Here is a 17,089-nt window from a genome sequence, read left to right as displayed (position 1 = left end):
CGGGAATCAGGCCTTGCGGCGTGCGCGCACCGCCTCGGCGAGCTGTTCGAGTACCGGCACCGAATCCTCCCAGGCGATGCAGGCATCGGTGATGCTCTGGCCGTAGGTCAGCTTGCGGCCGGGGACCAGGTCCTGACGACCACCGACCAGGTGGCTTTCGATCATGGCGCCCATGATGTCGCGATTGCCGCGCGCGATCTGCCCGGCCACGTCGCGCGCCACGTCGATCTGCTTCTCGTGCTGCTTGCGGCTGTTGGCATGGCTGAAATCGATCATCAGGTTGGCGCGCAGCCCGGCCTGGCGCATCTTCTCGGCGGCATCGGCGACCGATTCCTGGTCGTAGTTGGGCCGCTGGCCGCCGCGCAGGATGATGTGAGTGTCCTCGTTGCCGGTGGTGCGGAAGATGGCCGAGTGCCCCTTCTTGGTGAGCGACATGAAGACGTGCGGGCGCGCGGCAGCGCGCATGGCGTCGATGGCGATGCGCACCGTGCCGTCGGTGCCGTTCTTGAAGCCGATGGGACAGGACAGGCCCGAGGCCAGTTCGCGGTGCCCCTGGCTCTCGGTGGTGCGCGCGCCGATCGCGCCCCAGGCGATCAGGTCGGCGATGTACTGCGGGCTGATCAGGTCGAGGAACTCGGTGCCCGCCGGCAGTCCCAGCTTGTTGATGTCGAGCAGCAGCTTGCGCCCACGGCGCAGGCCCTCGTTGATATCGAAGGTCTCGTTCAGATGGGGGTCGTTGATCAGGCCCTTCCAGCCCACGGTGGTACGCGGCTTCTCGAAATAGACGCGTATCACGATCTCGAGATCGTCGATCAGGCGGTCGCGCATTGCCTTGAGGCGCTGCGCATAGTCGATCGCCGAGGCCGGGTCGTGCACCGAGCAGGGACCGATGACCACCAGAAGGCGGTCGTCCTCGCCGTGCAGGATGCGGTGGATGGCCTGGCGTGATTCGGCCACGGTCGCCGCTGCCTCCTCGGTGATGGGAAACAGTTCGTGGATCACCGAGGGCGGCGAGACTTCGGTGATGCTCTGGATGCGCAGGTCGTCTGTCTGGTACATGGCGATATTCCTGGGAGGTCGGCCATTATACGGGGCGCTCTGCCCGGCATCCATGCGCTGATTTCCATGAGGGGATTGGTCCGCGCCTAGGAAGCACGTCGCTTTGCACGTCGTGCCAGCCAGACCGCCAGTCCCTGGGCGTTGAGCGTGATGTCCCCGGCGAGCACTTCGTGGACCGTCTCGCGCGGCAGACCGGTATGTGCCGCAGCGGTTTCCACCAGCAGTTGGCCGACGGCCTCACGCAGACGCTGGTCCCGGCCTTCCTCGCCCCGGGGTTCTTCCTCCAGGGCGATGCGCCGGTGGGCCTCGATGCTCTCGCGCAGCATGGGCGCCAGTGCCGCCGGTTGGGGGTAGCAGCCATAGTGGGTGAGACAGACGGCCTGTGGATCGAGCGAGAGCAGGTGTTCCAGGGTGCTCAACCAGGCATCGGGGTCGAAGGCCACCGGGGTGGTGGTGGCGACGAGGAAGGGCGAGGGTTGCGCCAGTTCGCGGTAGCCCAGGCCGAAGGTGTCGCCGGTGAACAGATAGCCGCTGGTCGTGTCCAGGATGCAGCCATGGTGATTGGCGTGGCCGGGAGTGTGCACGAACAGCAGTTCGCGCCCGCCCAGCGCCAGGCGCTCACCGTCGGTGGCGGCCAGGGTGCGTGCCTTGGGCACGGGCTCGAGTGCGCCGAAGTCGCGCGCGAAGGCGGCCTCGCCATAGACGGCGGAGGCACCGGCCTGCAGTTTCGATGGATCGATCAGGTGCGGCACTCCCCGCGGGTGAGTGACCAGGGTGGCGTTCGGACAATGTTGCATCAGCACGCCCGCCCCTCCGGCGTGGTCGAGGTGCACATGGGTGGGGATGATCCAGCGCACCTGCTCGGGGCGGGCGCCGATGGCGGCGATCGCCTCGAGGATCTGCGGCACCGAGTGCCGGGTGCCGCAGTCGATCAGCGCCAGTTGGTCGCCATCGGCGACCAGGTAACAGGCCGCCAGTTGCGGGCGGTAGAGGCGGCAGTCGATCAGGGTGGTATGGGCATCAAGGTGTTCGTACAGTCTCTCAGTCATTGTCGTGCTTCTCCTCGGCCAGGCGCTTGAGATCGCGCAGGCCGGTCTCGTAATCCGGACCCAGCATGCCGTCGAGCATCAGGCCCACGTAGCGGCCGAAGATATCGTGGCCGAAGGCGGTGTCGAATCGCCAGCGCACACGGCTGCCGCCGGTCCCGGCCGGCTCGATCAGGAACTCGATCCGCGCCTCGCGGTCCTGGCCGAAACGCAGGCGCATGACGATGCGCCGCGGAGGCTGGGTCTCTTCGATGGTCATGCTGCCGCCAGTGCCTTCTTCGCCGCTGTCCCAGCTCAGGGCGGCGCCTGGTCCGCTGGCCGGTTCCGATAAGTGAAAGCGGGTGTCCGCCACGTGCCGGCGCCAGGGCGACCAGCGCTGGAACTGGCGCAGGTCGGCGATCAGGGGATACACCTGTTCCGGCGGGGTGTCGATGAGGATCTCGCGCTCCACCCGCGCCCGGTCGGGCAGGAACAGGCCGATGCCCACGAACAGCACGGCGACCAGGAGCAACAGCTTGAACAGCACGCGGATCATGTTCACGAGGAGGCCTCCGGTGGGCGCCAGTTGTGCCAGACCAGCCTTGCGCTTTCGCCATCGTGAGCGAAGCGGCTGATCGCGGCATTGTCCACCGCGGCACGATACCAGTTGGCGGGTGGGGCGGCGAGCACATGCCCCAGGGTGGCGCGGATCACCCCGGCGTGCGCGACCACCAGCACCCGTTGTCCAGCATGGCGGGCAGCAATGCGCTGGAAGGCCGTGGCCACCCGGGTGCCGAAGGCCTCCAGTGGTTCGGCGCCGGCGGGACGGTTGTGCACCGGGTCTGCGTAGCATGCGTGGTACTCGTCGGCGCGCTCGGCCTGCAACTCGGCGCGGGTGCGGCCTTCCCAGTCGCCCAGGCCGACTTCGCGCAGGTCCTCGTCGATGAGCAGGGGCAGGTCGTGCGTCTCGGCCAGCCATTGCGCGAAGGCTGCGCAGCGGGTCAGCGGCGAGCTGACCACCACCTGCCAGCCGCCGAGCGCAGCGGGGGTGGCGCGCATCTGGGTCCAGCCGGTCTCGCTCAACGGGTCGTCGACACCGTGGCCACGGTAGCGGCTGCCGCCCTCCGGGAGGCCATGGCGCAGGTAGTCGAGAAGAGTGGTGCTCATGTGAAACGCTTGCGCAGCAGGAACAGCAGGCCGAGCACCACGGCGACGCCTGCACCGGCGACGCCCACCCGGGTCCAGTTGCCTTCGTCCACCGCCTCGCCCACCAGCATGCCGGGCAGCAGGTAGGCAGGGGCCCAGGCCAGGGCCGAGAGCACATTGGCCAGGTAGAAACGCTTCGGCGGCATGTCCATCAGGCCGGCGACTAGGGGTACCAGGGCACGGATGGGGCCGAAGAAGCGGCCCAGCACGATGCTCACGTCTCCCCATTGCACAAAGAAGCGGTGTGCCCGCTCGAGGTGATCGGGGTGCAGGCGGAACCAGCGCCAGCGCTCGGCCAGGTAGTCGAAATGGTGGCCGATGGCGTAGCTGATGCCGTCGCCGAGTATCGCGCCGGCCACCGCCCAGGCGCACATCGGCCAGAATTCGAGCACCCCCGAGCCGATCAGGGTGCCCGCGCCGAACAGGATCACCACCCCAGGCACCAGTATGCCGATGATGGCCAGCGACTCGGCGAAGGCCATGCCGAAGATCACCCAGCCCGCGTACTCGGGGTGCTGGGCGATCCAGTCGAGCAGGGGGGCGAACGAATCGATCAAGTCAGCCGGGAGAGCACGCGGCCAGCCGTGTCGATGGTTGCCTGCAGGTCCTCGTCGCTGTGCGCCGAGGAGACGAAGCCGGCCTCGAAGGCCGAGGGTGCCAGGTACACGCCTTCTTCGAGCATGCCGTGGAAGAAACGGCGGAAGCGTTCCTGGTCGCAGGCGGTGGCTCCGGCAAAGTCGGTGACCTGGTCGGCCGCGGTGAAGAACAGGCCGAACATGCCGCCCACGCGGTTGGGGGTCATGGGCACGCCGGCGCTGCGGGCCTGCGCGAGAATGCCCTCGACCAGGCGCTCGACCTTGCCGGCCAGGGCTTCGTGGAAGCCGGGCGTGGAGATCAGTTCCAGGGTCTGGAGCCCGGCGGCCATGGCCACCGGGTTGCCCGACAGGGTGCCGGCCTGGTAGACCGGGCCGAGCGGGGCGATGTGTTCCATGATGTCGCGGCGTCCGCCGAAGGCGCCCACCGGCATGCCGCCGCCGAGCACCTTGCCCAGGGTGGTCAGGTCGGGACGGATGCCGTAGTGTCCCTGGGCGCCGCCGAGGGACACGCGGAAGCCGGTCATCACCTCGTCGAAGATGAGCACGCTGCCATACTGGTCACAGACCTCGCGCAGGGTCTCGAGGAAACCCGGTACCGGGGGGATGCAGTTCATGTTGCCGGCCACCGGCTCGACGATGACGCAGGCGATGCGCTCGCCCGTCTCGGCGAACACCTGGCGCACCTGCTCGGCGTCGTTGTAGCGCAGGGTGAGGGTCAGTTCGGCCAGTGCCGCCGGCACCCCGGGCGAGGAGGGTTCGCCCAGGGTGAGCGCGCCCGAGCCGGCCTTCACCAGCAGCGAATCGGAATGCCCGTGGTAGCAACCCTCGAACTTGACGATGTGGTCGCGCCCGGTGAAACCGCGCGCCAGGCGAATCGCCGACATGGTGGCCTCGGTGCCCGAGGACACCATGCGCACCAGGTCGATCGAGGGCACCAGCTCGCACACCTTGTCGGCCATGCGCGTCTCGATCTCGGTCGGCGCGCCAAAAGACAGGCCGCGGCGCGCGGTCTCCTCGACGGCCGCCAGCACCTCGGGGTGGGCGTGGCCGAGGATCATCGGTCCCCAGGACCCCACGTAGTCGATGTAGCGCCGACCGTCCGGGTCGAAGATGTAGGCGCCGCTGGCGTGGTCGATGAACACCGGCTCGCCGCCCACGCCCTTGAAGGCGCGCACGGGTGAGTTCACCCCACCAGGGATGTGTTGCTGGGCGTGCTGGAAGCGCTGGCTGGCGTCGCTCATGCGGTGATCTCCGAATGGGTCTGGAACAACTGGCTGATGCGCCGTGCCGTGGCGGTGACATCGGGGTGGCCGAACACCCCGGCGATAACCGCCAGCAGGTCGGCGCCGGCCTCGATCAATGGCTGGCCATTCTGCGCAGTAATCCCCCCGATCGCAACCACGGGGCAGGGCAATTCGCGGCGCGCGCGGTGCAGCAGTTCGAGGTGCGCCTGTACCGCCTGCGGCTTGCTGCGTGAGGGGAAGAAGCGCCCGAAGGCGACGTAGTCGGCCCCGTCTGCGACCGCCTGCTCGGCGATGCCGAAGCGGTCGTAGCAGGAAACGCCGATGATGGCCCGTGGCCCCAGAGCGGCACGGGCGTCGGCCAGGGCGCCGTCCTCGCGGCCGATGTGCACCCCGTCGGCGCCGATGGTCGAGGCCAGGGCGACATCATCGTTGATCAGCAGGGGCACCCCGTGTGCGCGGCACAGCGCCAGCAGGGCTTCGGCCTCGGCGCGCCGGCGTGCGTGATCCCGAGTCTTGTCACGGTACTGGATCACCCGCGCACCGCCGGCGATGGCCTGGGCTACCCGTTCGGTCAGGTGGTTGCCGCACAAGGTTCGGTCGGTGATGGCGTAGAGCCCCTGGAAGGGGAAGCCGCGCAGCGTCTTCACGGTTCCGTCTCCGCCAGGCGGCGCGGCAGCCACTGGCCGTGGCCGGGGTGTTCGGCGTGTGCCAGTGCCTGCCAGGTCCAGGCCTGAGCCTGTTCGGTCACGGATACGAGATCACCACCCCGCGCCAGGCCGCAGGCACAGGCCGCGGCCAGGGTGCAGCCCGACCCGTGGTAGCTGTGGGGCAGCCGCGGCCAGTTGAAGTCCTGTTCACCCGTCTCGTGGAACAGGCGGTTGATCACCTGGTCGCCCCGCGCCTCGTCGGCACCGGTGAGCAGCACGGCACCCGCCCCCAGGCCCCGCAGCTCGCGGGCGGCAGTATCGGGTTCGGCGGTCATGGCCAGTCGCCGGGCCTCGGCCCGGTTGGGGGTGAGCAGGGTGGTCAGCGGCAGCAGGTGGCGACGGATGGCCGTTACCAGGCGCTCGTCCGCCAGGCGCTGTCCGCCACCGGCGGCCAGCACCGGGTCGAGTACCAGAGGTACACCCAGTGTGGCCAGGCGTTCGGCCAGCGACGGGATCACCTGGGCACTGCCCAGCAGACCGATCTTGATCGCCTGCGGGCGCATGTCGGCGAGCAGGCAGTCCAGTTGGCTCAGCAGATCCTCGGCTGGCTGGGGGTGCAGGGCACGCACATTGCGGCTGTCCTGGGTGGTCAGGCAGGTGACCAGACTGGCGGCGCGGCAGCCCAGCGCCTGGGCCGTCTCGATGTCGGCCTGGATACCGGCACCGCCACTGGGGTCGTGGCCGCCGATGAACAACACGGTGGGACGCTCTTGCATGCGCGCATGCTACAACATCGTCGGTTGCGTCTTCTGGCAGAATGACCTGCACGGACAGGAGAGAATGATGAAGGTCTACATGTGCGTGATCTGTGGCTATGTCTACGACGAGGCCAAGGGGGTGCCCGACGAGGGCATTTCGCCTGGTACTCGCTGGGAAGATGTGCCGATCAACTGGAAATGCCCGGAATGCGGGGCCGGCAAGGAAGACTTCGAGATGATGGAGATCTGACATCCCTGCCGGACAGGCGCGGCGTTGCCGTGGCGCCGGGATTCTGGTCTACACTCAGTCAGTGCAACATCAAAGGGCGCCGGGGCTCCGGAGCCGGGGAGGGACCATGTCTCCAGTCGAATCCGTCGGGCACCTGACCCGCATCGCGCGTGAGTACTGTGCCTTCATCGAGGACTTCGACAAGGCGCCGGAGGCTGATTCTGTCGCTTTCCTGGCAAAGCTGGCCCGGCTGCTGCCGCGACTGCACGCCGCTATCGAGACCCTGGACGATCCCGGCGAGGCCGACGACCTGCTCTCGGACATCGACCCGGAGCGTCGTTTTTCCCTGTTTTCCCGTCTGCGCCAGGCACTTGGCGAACTCGACAGCTACTGGACCGAGTTCGACGTGGGGCGCGATTGGCAGGAGCAGAGCGGCAGCCTGGCCGATGATCTGGCCGATATCTATTGGGAGCTGAAGGCCGGCCTGGACCGACTGGACCAGGAACACACCGCTCTGCCGACCCTGCGCAGCTGGGGCAGCGGCTACCGTCTGCACTGGGGGCAGCACCTGGTGGATGCCGAACGACATCTCTACGGTCTGCGCGCGCGGCGCATGCTGTGAGAAGATGACTTTGCCTTGACCTGTTACGGGTTTTGCTGCCCGGCGGGGGTGCTACAATGAAGTCGTTTCCCACTGGCTTCCCGGGGTAATAGCGAGATGAGCGCTGCAGTACTGACCGATTCCGAACTGTCTCTGACCCTGCCCGCGCAGGACAAGATGGCCGAGCTGATGGGGCAGGTCGAGGACAAAATCGAGGGCATCCGTGTGTTTGCCACGCCCGGCGGTTGCAGCGGCGTGAGTTTCGGCATGACCTTCACCGACCAGCTCAACGACGACGACCGGGTGCGCGAATATGAAGGCGTCAAGGTGATCGTCGATCCGGCCACCCTGGAACACATCCGCGGAGTCGAGATCGACTTCGTGGGCGAGGGTGCCGAGGCACGTTTCGTATTCAACAACCTGCAACCCACGGGGGGCGGTTGTGGCACCTGCGGCTCGCAGGGCGGTTGTTCCTGACCTGCGGGCGCTTTCCCGTCCTCGAAAACCCGGCCGTTGCGCCGGGGTTTTTCGTCTTCAGGCTGGCTTGAGTACCGCCAGCAGTACCACGCCGATCAGAATCAGCACCGGCAGTTCGTTGAACCAGCGAAACCAGACGTGCGAGCGGCGGTTGCGGTCTTTGCGGAAGTCGGCCACCAGCTTGCCGCAATAGAGGTGGTAGGCGATCAGCAGGCCGATCAGGGTCAGCTTCAGCGTCAGCCAGAGCTGACCACCCCAGGCCGCCCAGGCGTAGTCGTAGAGCATCCACAGGCCGAAGAACAAGGTGAACAGACCGCCCGGGGTGGTGATGCCGTAGTAGAGTTTGCGTTCCATTACTTTGAAGCGTTCGCGCGATATCTCGTCTTCGCTCATGGCGTGGTAGACGAACAGGCGGGGCAGGTAGAACAGCCCCGCAAACCAGGTCACCATGCCGATCAGATGCCAGGCCTTCAGCCACATGGCAGTCTCCTCAGTTCAGTGCGTCGAGTACGGCCAGCAGGGCGTCGGCGTCCAGCTCGCCGACCAGTCGCTGGTGGACGCGCCCCTCGTGGTCCAGAATCACCAGGGTCGGCGTGCCGACGATACCGCCGACCGCAGCGGCCAGTTCGCCGCGTGGATCCAGCGCCAGCGGCCAGGGTGGCGCCAGGGTCGTAGCGGCCTCCATGATCACCGGTGGCGGGTCCTGCGGGATGTTCACCCCGATCAGGCGGGCGCCGCGAGCCTCGATCTCGGGCAGTAGCGCGGCCAGTGCGGGCATGTCGGCCAGGCAGATCGGGCAGTCCACCGACCAGAAGTCGAGCACCAGGCGGCGAGGGCCAGTGCGCCCAGCACCGCCAGTACGAGAGTCGAGCGGAACGGGACGCTGCGCCTGTTCATGTCTTGTCGCGCTTGTCCTCGTAGAGCTCGCGCAGCACGTCGCGGCGCCGTTCCTCGAAAGCCTCGGCCGGGGCCGGGTCATCCCTGCGCCCGAACCAGCGGCCCACCGCACGGGCGATGCGCTTGAGTGCGCGCCAGATCCTGGGCAGCAGCCAGGCCACCAGCAGCAGGAACAGCACCAGGCCGGCGAGGAACCACCAGGGGTGGTTGAGCGAGGCCCAGAGCCCGCCGATCACCACCAGGTCCTCGGTGATCGAGGCGATCCAGTTGGTGACCGGTTCCGGTGAAGTGTTGATCAGCACCCGGGTGCCCGCCTTGGTGGCGTGGCTGGTGGCCGACAGCGCCCCGCCCAGCAGTAGCGCGGTCAACTCGGCCGCCGGCCCGATGTCCAGGCCTTCGGCCGCACCGGCGGCCATGATGGCGCCGGCGGGAATGCGGATGAAGGTGTGAATGGTATCCCAGCCGGTGTCCACGCCCGGCACCTTGTCGGCGAAGAACTCGACGCAGTACATCAGGCCGGCGGCGAACATCACCGAGGGGGCGGTGAGCACCTCCAGCCCGGGCGGCAGGTCCACTTGTCCGGTGCTGCCCATCCAGCCGAGCATCAGCACCGTGGCATACAGGTTGATACCCGAGGCCCAGGCGGTGCCCATCATCAGGGCGATGGTCTGCACGGCTTCCATGGCAAAGGCTCCTTTATCTATCGCGGCTCGTTGGCTGTTTCTGACTGCAGATCGCGACGGGAAGTTCGATGTTTGCGAGCTTTTTCGACGAAGGCCTGGGCCAGCGTGTGATACAGCGGGCGTGGGTTGACCAGGTGCGAAGCCCCGTAGGCGAGGAAGGAAGTGGCCAGCAGCGGCAGCAGCAAATCGCGCTCGGCGGTCATCTCCATCACGATCACGAAGGCGGTCAGGGGCGACTGTACCACGCCGCAGAAATAGCCCACCATCCCCAGCAATACCATGATCGGCAGCGGGGCGACCGGAAGCCAGTGGCCCAGGTCGGCGCCTACGCCCGCGCCGGTGGCCAGCGAGGGGGCGAAGATGCCGCCGGGGATGCCGGTGAGGTAGGAGGCCAGCGTGGCGAGGAACTTGCTCAGGCTGTACCAGGGGTCGTGCGGGGCGGTGCCCGCGAGGATGGCCGTGGCCTCGGCATAGCCGGTGCCGCTGGCGCTGTAACCGGACAGCCAGGCGATGATTGCCAGCAGCAGGCCGAAACCGAAGGCCAGGCGCAGTGGATAACGACGGGCCAGCGGCGCCAGGCGCAGGCTGCCGGTCACCAGCAGGGCACCGAACAGGCCGCCGAGCAGACCGCCGCCGATACCGCACACCAGTACGGCGCTCCAGATCGCCTGCGGTGGGGCAGTCACGGTGTGGATGCTGCCGAAATAGTGGTAGTGCCCGAGCACTGCCAGTGCGGTCACCCCGGCGAGCACCACGGCCACGGTCACCAGGCCGCTGGTGCGTTGTTCGAAGCTGCGGCTCATCTCTTCGATGGCGAACAGGACGCCCGCCAGCGGGGTGTTGAAGGCGGCGGCCACACCGGCCGCGCCACCGGCCAGGATCAGTCCGCGCTCCATGTAGTGCGGCGGGAAACGCACCCAGCGACCGAGGCTGAACATGATCGAGGCGCCGATGTGGACCGAGGGGCCTTCACGGCCGATGGAGCCCCCGGCCAGCAGTCCGGCGAGCACCAGCACCAGCTTGCCGATGGCGATGCGCAGCGAGAGGATGGCCGACTTGCCGGGGATATGCAGCGCGGCGATGGCCTGGGGGATGCCGCTGCCCTGGGCCCCCGGAAACCAGCGGATCGTCAGCCAGGCGATCAGGGTCATGCCCAGCGGAGTGACCACCAGTGGCGCCAGTGGCCAGGTGTGGGCAAGGCTCAGGAAGGCGGCGTTGGCGTGTTCGGCCAGGCGGGCCAGCAGGGCACAGACCAGGCCGATGAGCACTGCGCCAGTCCAGAATATCAGGCGTACCTTCCAGGCCCAGGGCGAGAGCAACTTGCGTTTGGATCGGCGCAGATGACGTCGCATGGTTCGTCGGGATGGTGGAAAAGGCGGCATCTTAACCGATCGCGACTGGCCTCGCGCCACTGCCGTTTTGGGTTAGAATGCAGCTTCTTGAGCAAACACATCGGGTGTGAGGCACATGATCAAGGTGGGCATTGTCGGCGGCACGGGGTACACGGGCGTGGAGTTGTTGCGCCTGCTCGCCGTGCATCCCGAGGTGGAACTGCGGGCAATCACTTCGCGCGCCGAGGCCGGCCGGCCGGTGAGCGAGGTCTACGAGAGCCTGCGTGGCCACGTGGATCTGGCGTTCAGCGAGCCCGACCCGGCCATGTTGGCGGAATGCGATCTGGTGTTCTTCGCCACCCCCAACGGCACGGCCATGCAGATGGCCCCGGCCTTGCTCGATGCCGGGGTAAAGGTGATCGACCTGGCCGCCGATTTCCGTCTTCGTGATCCGGAGGTCTGGGAACGGTGGTACGGCATACCGCATGCTTGTCCAGAACTGCTCGCCGAGGCGGTCTATGGCCTGCCCGAGATCCACCGCGAGCGGATTCGAGAGGCGCGCCTGGTGGCCAATCCAGGCTGTTATCCCACAGCGGCTGCACTCGGTCTGTTGCCGCTGGTCGAGGCCGGTGTGGTGGACAAGACCAGCTTGCTGGCCGACTGCAAGTCCGGGGTCAGCGGGGCGGGCCGGGGGGCCAATGCCGCCATGTTGATGGGCGAGGTGGGTGAGAGCTTCAAGGCCTACGCGGTGTCCGGCCATCGCCACTTGCCGGAGATCCGCCAGACCCTGGGCTGGGCCGCGGGCGATGAGGTGGGTTTGACCTTTGTGCCGCACCTGGTCCCCATGATCCGCGGCATCCATGCCACCCTCTATGCTCGCCTGTCCGGCGAGCCCGGCAATCTGCAGGCGCTGTTCGAACGCCGCTATGCCGGGGAACCCTTCGTGGATGTGATGCCGCCAGGCTCACACCCCGAGACGCGCAGTGTGCGCGGCGTGAACTACTGCCGCATCGCGGTGCACCGCCCCCAGAGCGGTGACGTGGTGGTGGTGTTGTCGGTGATCGACAACCTCACCAAGGGCGCCGCCGGGCAGGCGGTGCACAACATGAACCTGATGTTTGGGCTGGAGGAACAGACCGGTCTGCGCCAGGTGGCGTTGTCGCCCTGAAGCGGTGGGTGAGGAGCCGGGGTACAGGATGTCACAGCGGCAATTCAAGACACCGCGAATCGTGCAGACCGAGCGGCGCCAGGTCTGGCCCTGGCTGCTCGGGGGGGTCGCGCTCGCGGGCGTGGCCTGGCTTGCCTATCACCAGGGGCAGCAGCATGCCGGTTACTATGCCAATGCTTCCGAGGCCGAAATCACGGCCTTGCAGGCGCGGATCGGTGAGCTGCGAGAGGAGTGTGATCAGCAGCGCGAGCTGGCAGCCCGTTACCAGCGGGCCGCGCAGATCGATCGTGCAGCCGCCGAGGAGGTACGCGAGAGCCTGCGCGTGGCGCAGGAAGAACAGGCGAAGCTGCGCAAGCAGGTGACCTTTCTCAACAGCCTGATCTCCGGCAAGGTCACCGCGCTGGAGGTGTCGGAAGTCAAGCTGGCCCGACAGGGCAACAGCAGTGAGTATGCCTTCAGCTTCCTGGTCTCGAAGCGGGACAAGGGGGGCGAACGGGTCAGCGGCCGGTTGGAGCTGAGGCTTTCCGGTCTGCTCGACGAGAAGCGGCTCGACATCGCCCAGGGATTGAAGATGGGGTTCAAGCATTTTCAGCGTTTCGGTGGAAAGCTGAAGCTGCCAGTGGGTTTCATCCCGCGGGAGCTGGTGATCAAGGGCTATCCGGACGGCAGGAAGTTCAAGCCGTTCGAGAAGCGCATCAAGTGGCAGGTATAGACGGGCGTCGCGGACGCTCGTGGAGGCAGCGGTAATGGCAAGGAAACGTTTCAAGGCGCCCAAGGTGTCTACCGTCATCGGTCGGGGGACAGTCATTCGCGGTGACCTGGAGTTCGAGGGCGGTCTGCACCTCGACGGGCGGATCATCGGCAACGTCAGCGGCATCGAAGGCGGTGGGTCCGCGATCACGGTCAGTGAGCAGGGCGCCATCGAGGGTGACGTACGGGTCGATGTGCTGATTCTCAATGGCACCGTGGTCGGCGACGTGCACGCCAGCGAGCGTGTGGAACTGGCCTCCCAGGCGCGGGTGACCGGCACCGTTCACTATCGCTTGCTGGAGATGGCCATGGGAGCCGAGGTCAACGGTCAGCTGGTGCATGTCTCGGAAGAGGCGCCACGCCGGCTGGGCTATGACGGGGAACAGGACGAGGAAGCGGCGTCGGCCACGGCCGAAGTCTAATACTTGACCAAATTGCTCGGAATACGCATACTTCCGGCTAACCCGAAGTTCGTCGGCAGGCGGCGGACATCAGCGACAGGAATACCGAAATGAGTGAAGCAGCACAGCAATCCGAGGCCCCGCTGGTCTTTACCTCGGCGGCGGCGAAGAAGGTGGCCGACCTGATCGCCGAGGAAGGCAATCCCGATCTGATGTTGCGCATCTATGTGCAAGGTGGCGGGTGTTCGGGCTTTCAGTACGGTTTCACCTTCGACGAGAACATCAACGAAGGGGACGAGGTGGTCGAGACCGACGGCGTCAAGCTGCTCATCGACCCGATGAGCATCCAGTACCTGATGGGTGCCGAGGTGGACTACACCGAGGGCCTGCAGGGCGCGCAGTTCGTGATCCGCAATCCCAATGCCTCCACCACCTGCGGCTGCGGTTCTTCCTTCTCGGTCTGACGGAGTCTCGCCGACAGGCCAGGAGCCTCCGCCGGTGCTGCCGGCGGGGGCTTTTTCGTTTTTGCGGTTTTCAGGCTGGGTAGATGGCGCCGAGGATGCGGGGGCCGGTCGCGCCGGTGACTGCTGGCAGGTTGCCGGCTTGTCCGGCCAGGGTCTGGCGGGCCAGCCAGGCGAAGGCCGCCGCCTCCACCCAGTCGGGGTCCAGTCCTGCCATGGCGGTGGAGACCACGGGACAAGGCAGCAACTCATCCAGGCGTTGCATCAGCAGAGGGTTGTGAACGCCGCCACCGCAGACCAGCACCTGCTCGGTACGATGGTCGATGGCGGCGGCGATGCTGCGGGCGGTCAGTTCCAGCAGGGTGGCCTGGACGTCCGCGGCTGCGATGGGCTCCGCGGGCAGCCGGGCGTTGAGCCAGTCAAGCAAAAAATGATCGGTCCCCGTACTCTTGGGTGAGGGTTGGCGGAAGTAGTCGTCGGCCAGCAGGCGCTCGAGCAGGGCCGGGCGGATCTCTCCCCTGGCGGCGAAACGTCCGTTTTCGTCCATTGTCTGTCCCGTCTGCTGGCGGATCCAGGCGTCCATCAGGCAGTTGCCGGGACCGGTGTCAAAACCGGTAACCGGCTCGCCCGGGTTGTTCGGCAGGCGGGTGATGTTTGCGATGCCGCCGATGTTGAGGACGACGCGGTAACGATCCGTCGTGCGGAACAGGGCCTCGTGAAAGGCGGGAACCAGTGGCGCGCCCTGGCCGCCGGCGGCCAGATCGCGGCGCCGGAAGTCGGCCACCGTGGTGATACCGGTGCGCTCGGCGATGATGGCGGGATTGCCGATCTGCAAGGTTGAAGGCGGTCTGCCGCCGGGACGGTGGGCCAGGGTCTGCCCGTGGCTGCCGATGGCCCGGACCTCGCCTTTCAGTCCGTCGAGCACGACCAGGGCGGCCTCGGCCAGCACTTCACCGGCGGCACTGTCCAGTTCGGCAAGGTCAGCAGCGGTCAGGGGGTGCCGGCTGGCTGCAAGCTGCAGGCGCTCGCGCAATTCGGATGGCCAGGGATGCTGGTGGGTGCGCAGCAGGCGGACACCCTCTTCCGCGAAGGTGACGGCCACCGCATCGATGCCATCCATGCTGGTGCCCGACATCAGGCCGACATGGATTGCAGTGGCCGGCATTTCAGAGATCGTTCTTGGCCACCATGCTCTTGGCGCGCAGCGAGGCCAGTTGTTGCGCCAGGGGGGCGGTCTGCTGCTTGAAGACCGTCAGCTGCCGCCGCGGCAGTGACAGTGAACGGGGCAGCTTTACGGTGAGCGGGTTGCGGTGCCGGCCGTTCACCCGGAACTCGTAGTGCAGGTGCGGGCCGGTGGCCAGGCCGCTCTGTCCGACATAGCCGATCACCTGACCCTGGCGGACATGGCTGCCGGCGCGCACGCTGCGGCGGAAGCGCGACATGTGGGCATAGACAGTCTGGTACTTGTGTCCATGCTGGATCATCACCACCCGGCCATAGCCGCGTTTCCAGCCGCGGAACACCACCTTGCCGTCGCCCGTGGCCTTGATCGGCGTCCCCTTGGGAGCCGCGTAGTCCACCCCCTTGTGGGAGCGCCACTTCTTGAGCACCGGGTGCCAGCGCTTGCGGGTGAAACGCGAGCTGATGCGGGCGAAGCGGATGGGGGTACGGATGAAAGCGCGCCGCTTGCTGTGGCCCTGGGCGTCGTAATACCCCACCTCGCCATCGTGTTCGAAGCGGAAGGCGGTATAGGTCTTGCCGCGGTTGACGAATTCCGCGGCCAGGATGGGGCCGTTGGCGTATTTTTCGCCGTCCACCAGTTGTTCGTCGAAGACCACGCGGAACTGGTCGCCGGCGCGGATCTCGAGGGCGAAGTCGATGTCCCAGCCGAAGATCTCGGCCAGTTCCATGATCTGCCTGTCGGTCAAACCGGCTTTCTGGCCGTCCACGAACAGCGAGGAATGGATAGTGCCCGCGACCGTGGCGATCCGGTGCTCGACCTTCTTCTTGTCGAGTCGGACCCGATAGCCCGTGTCTGCCTGTGCCACCAGGAGGCGCTCGATCGGGCTGCGCGTGAAGGTCAAGCGCTGCAACTGGCCGTCGGGAGTCAGCTCGAAGCGCAGTTCCTGTCCCGGACGGATGCGCGACAGCGCCTTGGCCGGCTTGCCTGCGTGCAGTACCTGGTGGACCACCGAGGGGCCCAGGCCGTATTTCTTGAAGATGGCCGCCAGGGTCTCGCCGCGGTGCACCCGGTGCACGATCTCGCGGGGGGAGGCGTGTTCAAGGGTGATCGGGGCTGCCGTTTCGGCGACTTCTGCGATCCTGGTTTGGGGGGGCTCGACCGTGTTCTCGGTTGTCTGCGTCATGGCGGCGGGAGCCGGGGAGGACGGGCGAGGCGGCGCGACAGGAACGGCCGGTGCCGGGGCAGCCGGAGGGGGCTCCGCGACCGTCTTGCCCTTGGAGTCCAGTGCCACTACCAGCGGTTCGTCGCCGCCTTCCAGAGTGAGGCGCAGCAGGCGCCCGGCGCGGCGGGTCACCAGCAGCCGGAGCCGCTGGCCGGGACGGATCCTGGCCAGTGCCCGGGCCTTGTGCCGGTCTTCGTCCAGGACGCGTTGCAGCGTGGCCGCGGGGATTCCGAGTCGCTTGAAGATGCCGGCCAGGGTCTCGCCACGGCGAATGCGGTGCACGATCTCCCGTGTCTTTGTCGCAGGAGGGGGGGCGGCGGCGGGATTCTTCTGTTGCCGAGCCGTGGCCGGCAAATCAAATGCCTGCGCTGTTCCCCGCCGGCGTTCGAGCATGACGTGTTCGAGTCGTCGGCGGTCCGGCGAGAGGCGCAGTGTCAGGATGTCGCCCGGTTGCAGGTGGGCCAGGGAGCGGGCGTCCGGCGCGTTTTCAAGCAAGGCCATCAGGGTGGCATCGGACAGGCCGTGACGCGAGAAGATGGTGGCCAGCGTATCCCCTCGGGCCACCTCGTGACGGATCTCCCGGCCGGCTGCCTCGGTTGCGGGCGCCTTGATCTCGGGTGCAAGCAGGCTGGGCCTGTCGTCAGGTGCAGGTGGTGCCGGCGCGGCAGTGGTCTTGGATGGGGTGGGCAGTGCGAGTGGCGCGACCAGCCGGTCGGAGGGTGCCGTGTCGGCCCGGGTTGCCCCCGGCAGTGCCAGCAGCAGCGGCAGCATCTTCAGAAAATGTGACGTGGTTCCGCGACTTTTTCGAGAGAAAACTGGGATTTTGGCACAAAACCTGGCGTCGCGGATCATCTAGTCAACCTAACTGCCTGCAAGTTTTGGCTGATTATGGCAGAAAAGCCCTGCCCTGTAAGGGGGCGGTTCACGTTTCTCCGGGACAGGGCACCGGCGGCGTGAAATCTGTTACATTCCCCGCCTTTCGTTGATTTCGGGGAGCTTGCGATGGGCATGCTGGAAGATTCTCTGGAACTGATCCGGCGCGGGGCCGAGGAGATCCTGCCCGAGGAGGAGCTGCGCAAGAAGCTCGAGCAGGAACGGCCGTTGCGCATCAAGGCCGGTTTCGATCCGACCGCACCCGATCTGCATCTCGG

General features: G+C 67.0%; 22 protein-coding genes (1 of these 22 only partly in view). 8 read left to right on the top strand and 14 right to left on the bottom strand.

Translation table 11 applies throughout. From position 1 onward, the window contains the following. Positions 1 to 6 precede the first annotated feature (6 nt). The 8 genes from aroG to thiD all read right to left on the bottom strand — a co-directional run bounded on the left by aroG (position 7) and on the right by thiD (position 6,553). On the bottom strand, positions 7 to 1,059 hold the full coding sequence (aroG, locus tag EBS_RS10735; protein WP_043108654.1) for a 3-deoxy-7-phosphoheptulonate synthase AroG: 1,053 nt from the start codon (positions 1,057 to 1,059) through the stop codon (positions 7 to 9). Between the two features lie 86 nt (positions 1,060 to 1,145). Then, a complete protein-coding gene (locus tag EBS_RS10730) occupies positions 1,146 to 2,108 on the bottom strand; it encodes an MBL fold metallo-hydrolase (RefSeq protein WP_043108653.1) in 963 nt (320 codons plus the stop codon). After that, positions 2,101 to 2,640 carry an SRPBCC family protein gene (locus tag EBS_RS10725; RefSeq protein ID WP_043108652.1) on the bottom strand — a complete coding sequence of 180 codons (540 nt, stop codon included), beginning with the start codon at positions 2,638 to 2,640 and terminating at the stop codon, positions 2,101 to 2,103. The genes EBS_RS10730 and EBS_RS10725 overlap by 8 nt, the downstream gene beginning before the upstream one ends. 2 nt (positions 2,641 to 2,642) lie before the next feature. After that, on the bottom strand, positions 2,643 to 3,251 hold the full coding sequence (locus EBS_RS10720; RefSeq protein WP_043108651.1) for a histidine phosphatase family protein: 609 nt from the start codon (positions 3,249 to 3,251) through the stop codon (positions 2,643 to 2,645). Further along, entirely contained in the window at positions 3,248 to 3,847 is a 600-nt protein-coding gene (locus EBS_RS10715) for a DedA family protein (RefSeq protein ID WP_052199529.1), read from the bottom strand. The genes EBS_RS10720 and EBS_RS10715 overlap by 4 nt, the downstream gene beginning before the upstream one ends. Beyond that, entirely contained in the window at positions 3,844 to 5,127 is a 1,284-nt protein-coding gene (hemL, locus tag EBS_RS10710) for a glutamate-1-semialdehyde 2,1-aminomutase (RefSeq protein ID WP_043108650.1), read from the bottom strand. Before hemL ends, EBS_RS10715 begins: the two co-directional genes overlap by 4 nt. Then, positions 5,124 to 5,768: a thiamine phosphate synthase gene (gene thiE / locus EBS_RS10705; RefSeq protein ID WP_043109724.1), complete on the bottom strand. Its 645-nt coding sequence runs from the start codon at positions 5,766 to 5,768 to the stop codon at positions 5,124 to 5,126. The genes hemL and thiE overlap by 4 nt, the downstream gene beginning before the upstream one ends. Before the next feature lie 5 nt (positions 5,769 to 5,773). Further along, the gene (thiD, locus tag EBS_RS10700) at positions 5,774 to 6,553 is read right to left on the bottom strand and encodes a bifunctional hydroxymethylpyrimidine kinase/phosphomethylpyrimidine kinase (protein WP_043108649.1); all 780 of its coding nucleotides are present in this window, start codon (positions 6,551 to 6,553) and stop codon (positions 5,774 to 5,776) included. Positions 6,554 to 6,620: 67 nt separating this feature from the next. Between thiD and EBS_RS10695 the strand changes: the two genes are divergently transcribed. The 3 genes from EBS_RS10695 to EBS_RS10685 all read left to right on the top strand — a co-directional run bounded on the left by EBS_RS10695 (position 6,621) and on the right by EBS_RS10685 (position 7,842). Beyond that, entirely contained in the window at positions 6,621 to 6,785 is a 165-nt protein-coding gene (locus EBS_RS10695; protein ID WP_148307792.1) for a rubredoxin, read from the top strand. A 106-nt stretch (positions 6,786 to 6,891) separates the two neighbouring features. After that, the gene (locus EBS_RS10690; RefSeq protein ID WP_043108647.1) at positions 6,892 to 7,386 is read left to right on the top strand and encodes a DUF5063 domain-containing protein; all 495 of its coding nucleotides are present in this window, start codon (positions 6,892 to 6,894) and stop codon (positions 7,384 to 7,386) included. A gap of 96 nt (positions 7,387 to 7,482) precedes the next feature. After that, a complete protein-coding gene (locus EBS_RS10685; protein ID WP_043108645.1) occupies positions 7,483 to 7,842 on the top strand; it encodes a HesB/IscA family protein in 360 nt (119 codons plus the stop codon). 57 nt (positions 7,843 to 7,899) lie between these two features. On the opposite strand, the gene hemJ is transcribed toward EBS_RS10685, so the two are convergent. From hemJ to EBS_RS10665, 4 genes are all read right to left on the bottom strand, one after another. Next, positions 7,900 to 8,322 carry a protoporphyrinogen oxidase HemJ gene (gene hemJ, locus EBS_RS10680; RefSeq protein ID WP_043108644.1) on the bottom strand — a complete coding sequence of 141 codons (423 nt, stop codon included), beginning with the start codon at positions 8,320 to 8,322 and terminating at the stop codon, positions 7,900 to 7,902. A gap of 10 nt (positions 8,323 to 8,332) precedes the next feature. Beyond that, complete coding sequence (locus EBS_RS13730; RefSeq protein ID WP_171816242.1) at positions 8,333 to 8,665, bottom strand: peroxiredoxin family protein; 333 nt, start codon at positions 8,663 to 8,665, stop codon at positions 8,333 to 8,335. 70 nt (positions 8,666 to 8,735) lie between these two features. Beyond that, on the bottom strand, positions 8,736 to 9,422 hold the full coding sequence (locus EBS_RS10670) for a DUF4126 domain-containing protein (protein WP_043108642.1): 687 nt from the start codon (positions 9,420 to 9,422) through the stop codon (positions 8,736 to 8,738). A gap of 17 nt (positions 9,423 to 9,439) precedes the next feature. Then, the gene (locus EBS_RS10665; protein ID WP_231892801.1) at positions 9,440 to 10,774 is read right to left on the bottom strand and encodes a chloride channel protein; all 1,335 of its coding nucleotides are present in this window, start codon (positions 10,772 to 10,774) and stop codon (positions 9,440 to 9,442) included. Positions 10,775 to 10,889: 115 nt separating this feature from the next. On the opposite strand from EBS_RS10665, the gene argC reads away from it, so the two are divergent. The 4 genes from argC (at position 10,890) to erpA (ending at position 13,536) form a co-directional block, all read left to right on the top strand. After that, entirely contained in the window at positions 10,890 to 11,921 is a 1,032-nt protein-coding gene (gene argC / locus EBS_RS10660; protein WP_043108641.1) for an N-acetyl-gamma-glutamyl-phosphate reductase, read from the top strand. A gap of 28 nt (positions 11,922 to 11,949) precedes the next feature. Then, on the top strand, positions 11,950 to 12,633 hold the full coding sequence (locus tag EBS_RS10655) for a DUF6776 family protein (RefSeq protein ID WP_148307743.1): 684 nt from the start codon (positions 11,950 to 11,952) through the stop codon (positions 12,631 to 12,633). Between the two features lie 34 nt (positions 12,634 to 12,667). Continuing rightward, positions 12,668 to 13,093: a bactofilin family protein gene (locus tag EBS_RS10650; protein WP_043108637.1), complete on the top strand. Its 426-nt coding sequence runs from the start codon at positions 12,668 to 12,670 to the stop codon at positions 13,091 to 13,093. 89 nt (positions 13,094 to 13,182) lie between these two features. Then, on the top strand, positions 13,183 to 13,536 hold the full coding sequence (gene erpA / locus EBS_RS10645) for an iron-sulfur cluster insertion protein ErpA (RefSeq protein ID WP_043108636.1): 354 nt from the start codon (positions 13,183 to 13,185) through the stop codon (positions 13,534 to 13,536). 70 nt (positions 13,537 to 13,606) lie between these two features. Here erpA and EBS_RS10640 read toward each other — a convergent pair whose 3' ends face one another. Both EBS_RS10640 and EBS_RS13725 read right to left on the bottom strand, forming a co-directional pair. Further along, on the bottom strand, positions 13,607 to 14,698 hold the full coding sequence (locus EBS_RS10640) for an anhydro-N-acetylmuramic acid kinase (protein WP_043108632.1): 1,092 nt from the start codon (positions 14,696 to 14,698) through the stop codon (positions 13,607 to 13,609). 1 nt (position 14,699) lies between these two features. Beyond that, the gene (locus EBS_RS13725; protein ID WP_052199527.1) at positions 14,700 to 16,709 is read right to left on the bottom strand and encodes a peptidoglycan DD-metalloendopeptidase family protein; all 2,010 of its coding nucleotides are present in this window, start codon (positions 16,707 to 16,709) and stop codon (positions 14,700 to 14,702) included. A 231-nt stretch (positions 16,710 to 16,940) separates the two neighbouring features. Between EBS_RS13725 and tyrS the strand changes: the two genes are divergently transcribed. Continuing rightward, positions 16,941 to 17,089: the start of a tyrosine--tRNA ligase gene (tyrS, locus tag EBS_RS10630; protein ID WP_043108630.1), read on the top strand. The gene runs 1,063 nt beyond the window's last position; only the first 149 of its 1,212 coding nucleotides appear in the window; its start codon is at positions 16,941 to 16,943; the stop codon falls past the right edge of the window.

This window comes from endosymbiont of unidentified scaly snail isolate Monju, assembly GCF_000801295.1.
In the GTDB taxonomy this organism is placed as follows: domain Bacteria; phylum Pseudomonadota; class Gammaproteobacteria; order Chromatiales; family Chromatiaceae; genus MONJU.
This window is presented reverse-complemented; position numbering and strand designations above follow the sequence as displayed.

What these genes read in the sequence shown, in the direction of transcription:
- aroG (WP_043108654.1), bottom strand. Translation starts at nt 1,059, where the DNA reads ATGTACCAGACAGACGACCTGCGCATCCAGAGCATCACCGAAGTCTCG.
- EBS_RS10730 (WP_043108653.1), bottom strand. Translation starts at nt 2,108, where the DNA reads ATGACTGAGAGACTGTACGAACACCTTGATGCCCATACCACCCTGATC.
- EBS_RS10725 (WP_043108652.1), bottom strand. Translation starts at nt 2,640, where the DNA reads ATGATCCGCGTGCTGTTCAAGCTGTTGCTCCTGGTCGCCGTGCTGTTC.
- EBS_RS10720 (WP_043108651.1), bottom strand. Translation starts at nt 3,251, where the DNA reads ATGAGCACCACTCTTCTCGACTACCTGCGCCATGGCCTCCCGGAGGGC.
- hemL (WP_043108650.1), bottom strand. Translation starts at nt 5,127, where the DNA reads ATGAGCGACGCCAGCCAGCGCTTCCAGCACGCCCAGCAACACATCCCT.
- thiD (WP_043108649.1), bottom strand. Translation starts at nt 6,553, where the DNA reads ATGCAAGAGCGTCCCACCGTGTTGTTCATCGGCGGCCACGACCCCAGT.
- EBS_RS10695 (WP_148307792.1), top strand. Translation starts at nt 6,621, where the DNA reads ATGAAGGTCTACATGTGCGTGATCTGTGGCTATGTCTACGACGAGGCC.
- EBS_RS10690 (WP_043108647.1), top strand. Translation starts at nt 6,892, where the DNA reads ATGTCTCCAGTCGAATCCGTCGGGCACCTGACCCGCATCGCGCGTGAG.
- EBS_RS10685 (WP_043108645.1), top strand. Translation starts at nt 7,483, where the DNA reads ATGAGCGCTGCAGTACTGACCGATTCCGAACTGTCTCTGACCCTGCCC.
- hemJ (WP_043108644.1), bottom strand. Translation starts at nt 8,322, where the DNA reads ATGTGGCTGAAGGCCTGGCATCTGATCGGCATGGTGACCTGGTTTGCG.
- EBS_RS10670 (WP_043108642.1), bottom strand. Translation starts at nt 9,422, where the DNA reads ATGGAAGCCGTGCAGACCATCGCCCTGATGATGGGCACCGCCTGGGCC.
- EBS_RS10665 (WP_231892801.1), bottom strand. Translation starts at nt 10,774, where the DNA reads ATGCGACGTCATCTGCGCCGATCCAAACGCAAGTTGCTCTCGCCCTGG.
- argC (WP_043108641.1), top strand. Translation starts at nt 10,890, where the DNA reads ATGATCAAGGTGGGCATTGTCGGCGGCACGGGGTACACGGGCGTGGAG.
- EBS_RS10655 (WP_148307743.1), top strand. Translation starts at nt 11,950, where the DNA reads ATGTCACAGCGGCAATTCAAGACACCGCGAATCGTGCAGACCGAGCGG.
- EBS_RS10650 (WP_043108637.1), top strand. Translation starts at nt 12,668, where the DNA reads ATGGCAAGGAAACGTTTCAAGGCGCCCAAGGTGTCTACCGTCATCGGT.
- erpA (WP_043108636.1), top strand. Translation starts at nt 13,183, where the DNA reads ATGAGTGAAGCAGCACAGCAATCCGAGGCCCCGCTGGTCTTTACCTCG.
- EBS_RS10640 (WP_043108632.1), bottom strand. Translation starts at nt 14,698, where the DNA reads ATGCCGGCCACTGCAATCCATGTCGGCCTGATGTCGGGCACCAGCATG.
- EBS_RS13725 (WP_052199527.1), bottom strand. Translation starts at nt 16,709, where the DNA reads ATGCTGCCGCTGCTGCTGGCACTGCCGGGGGCAACCCGGGCCGACACG.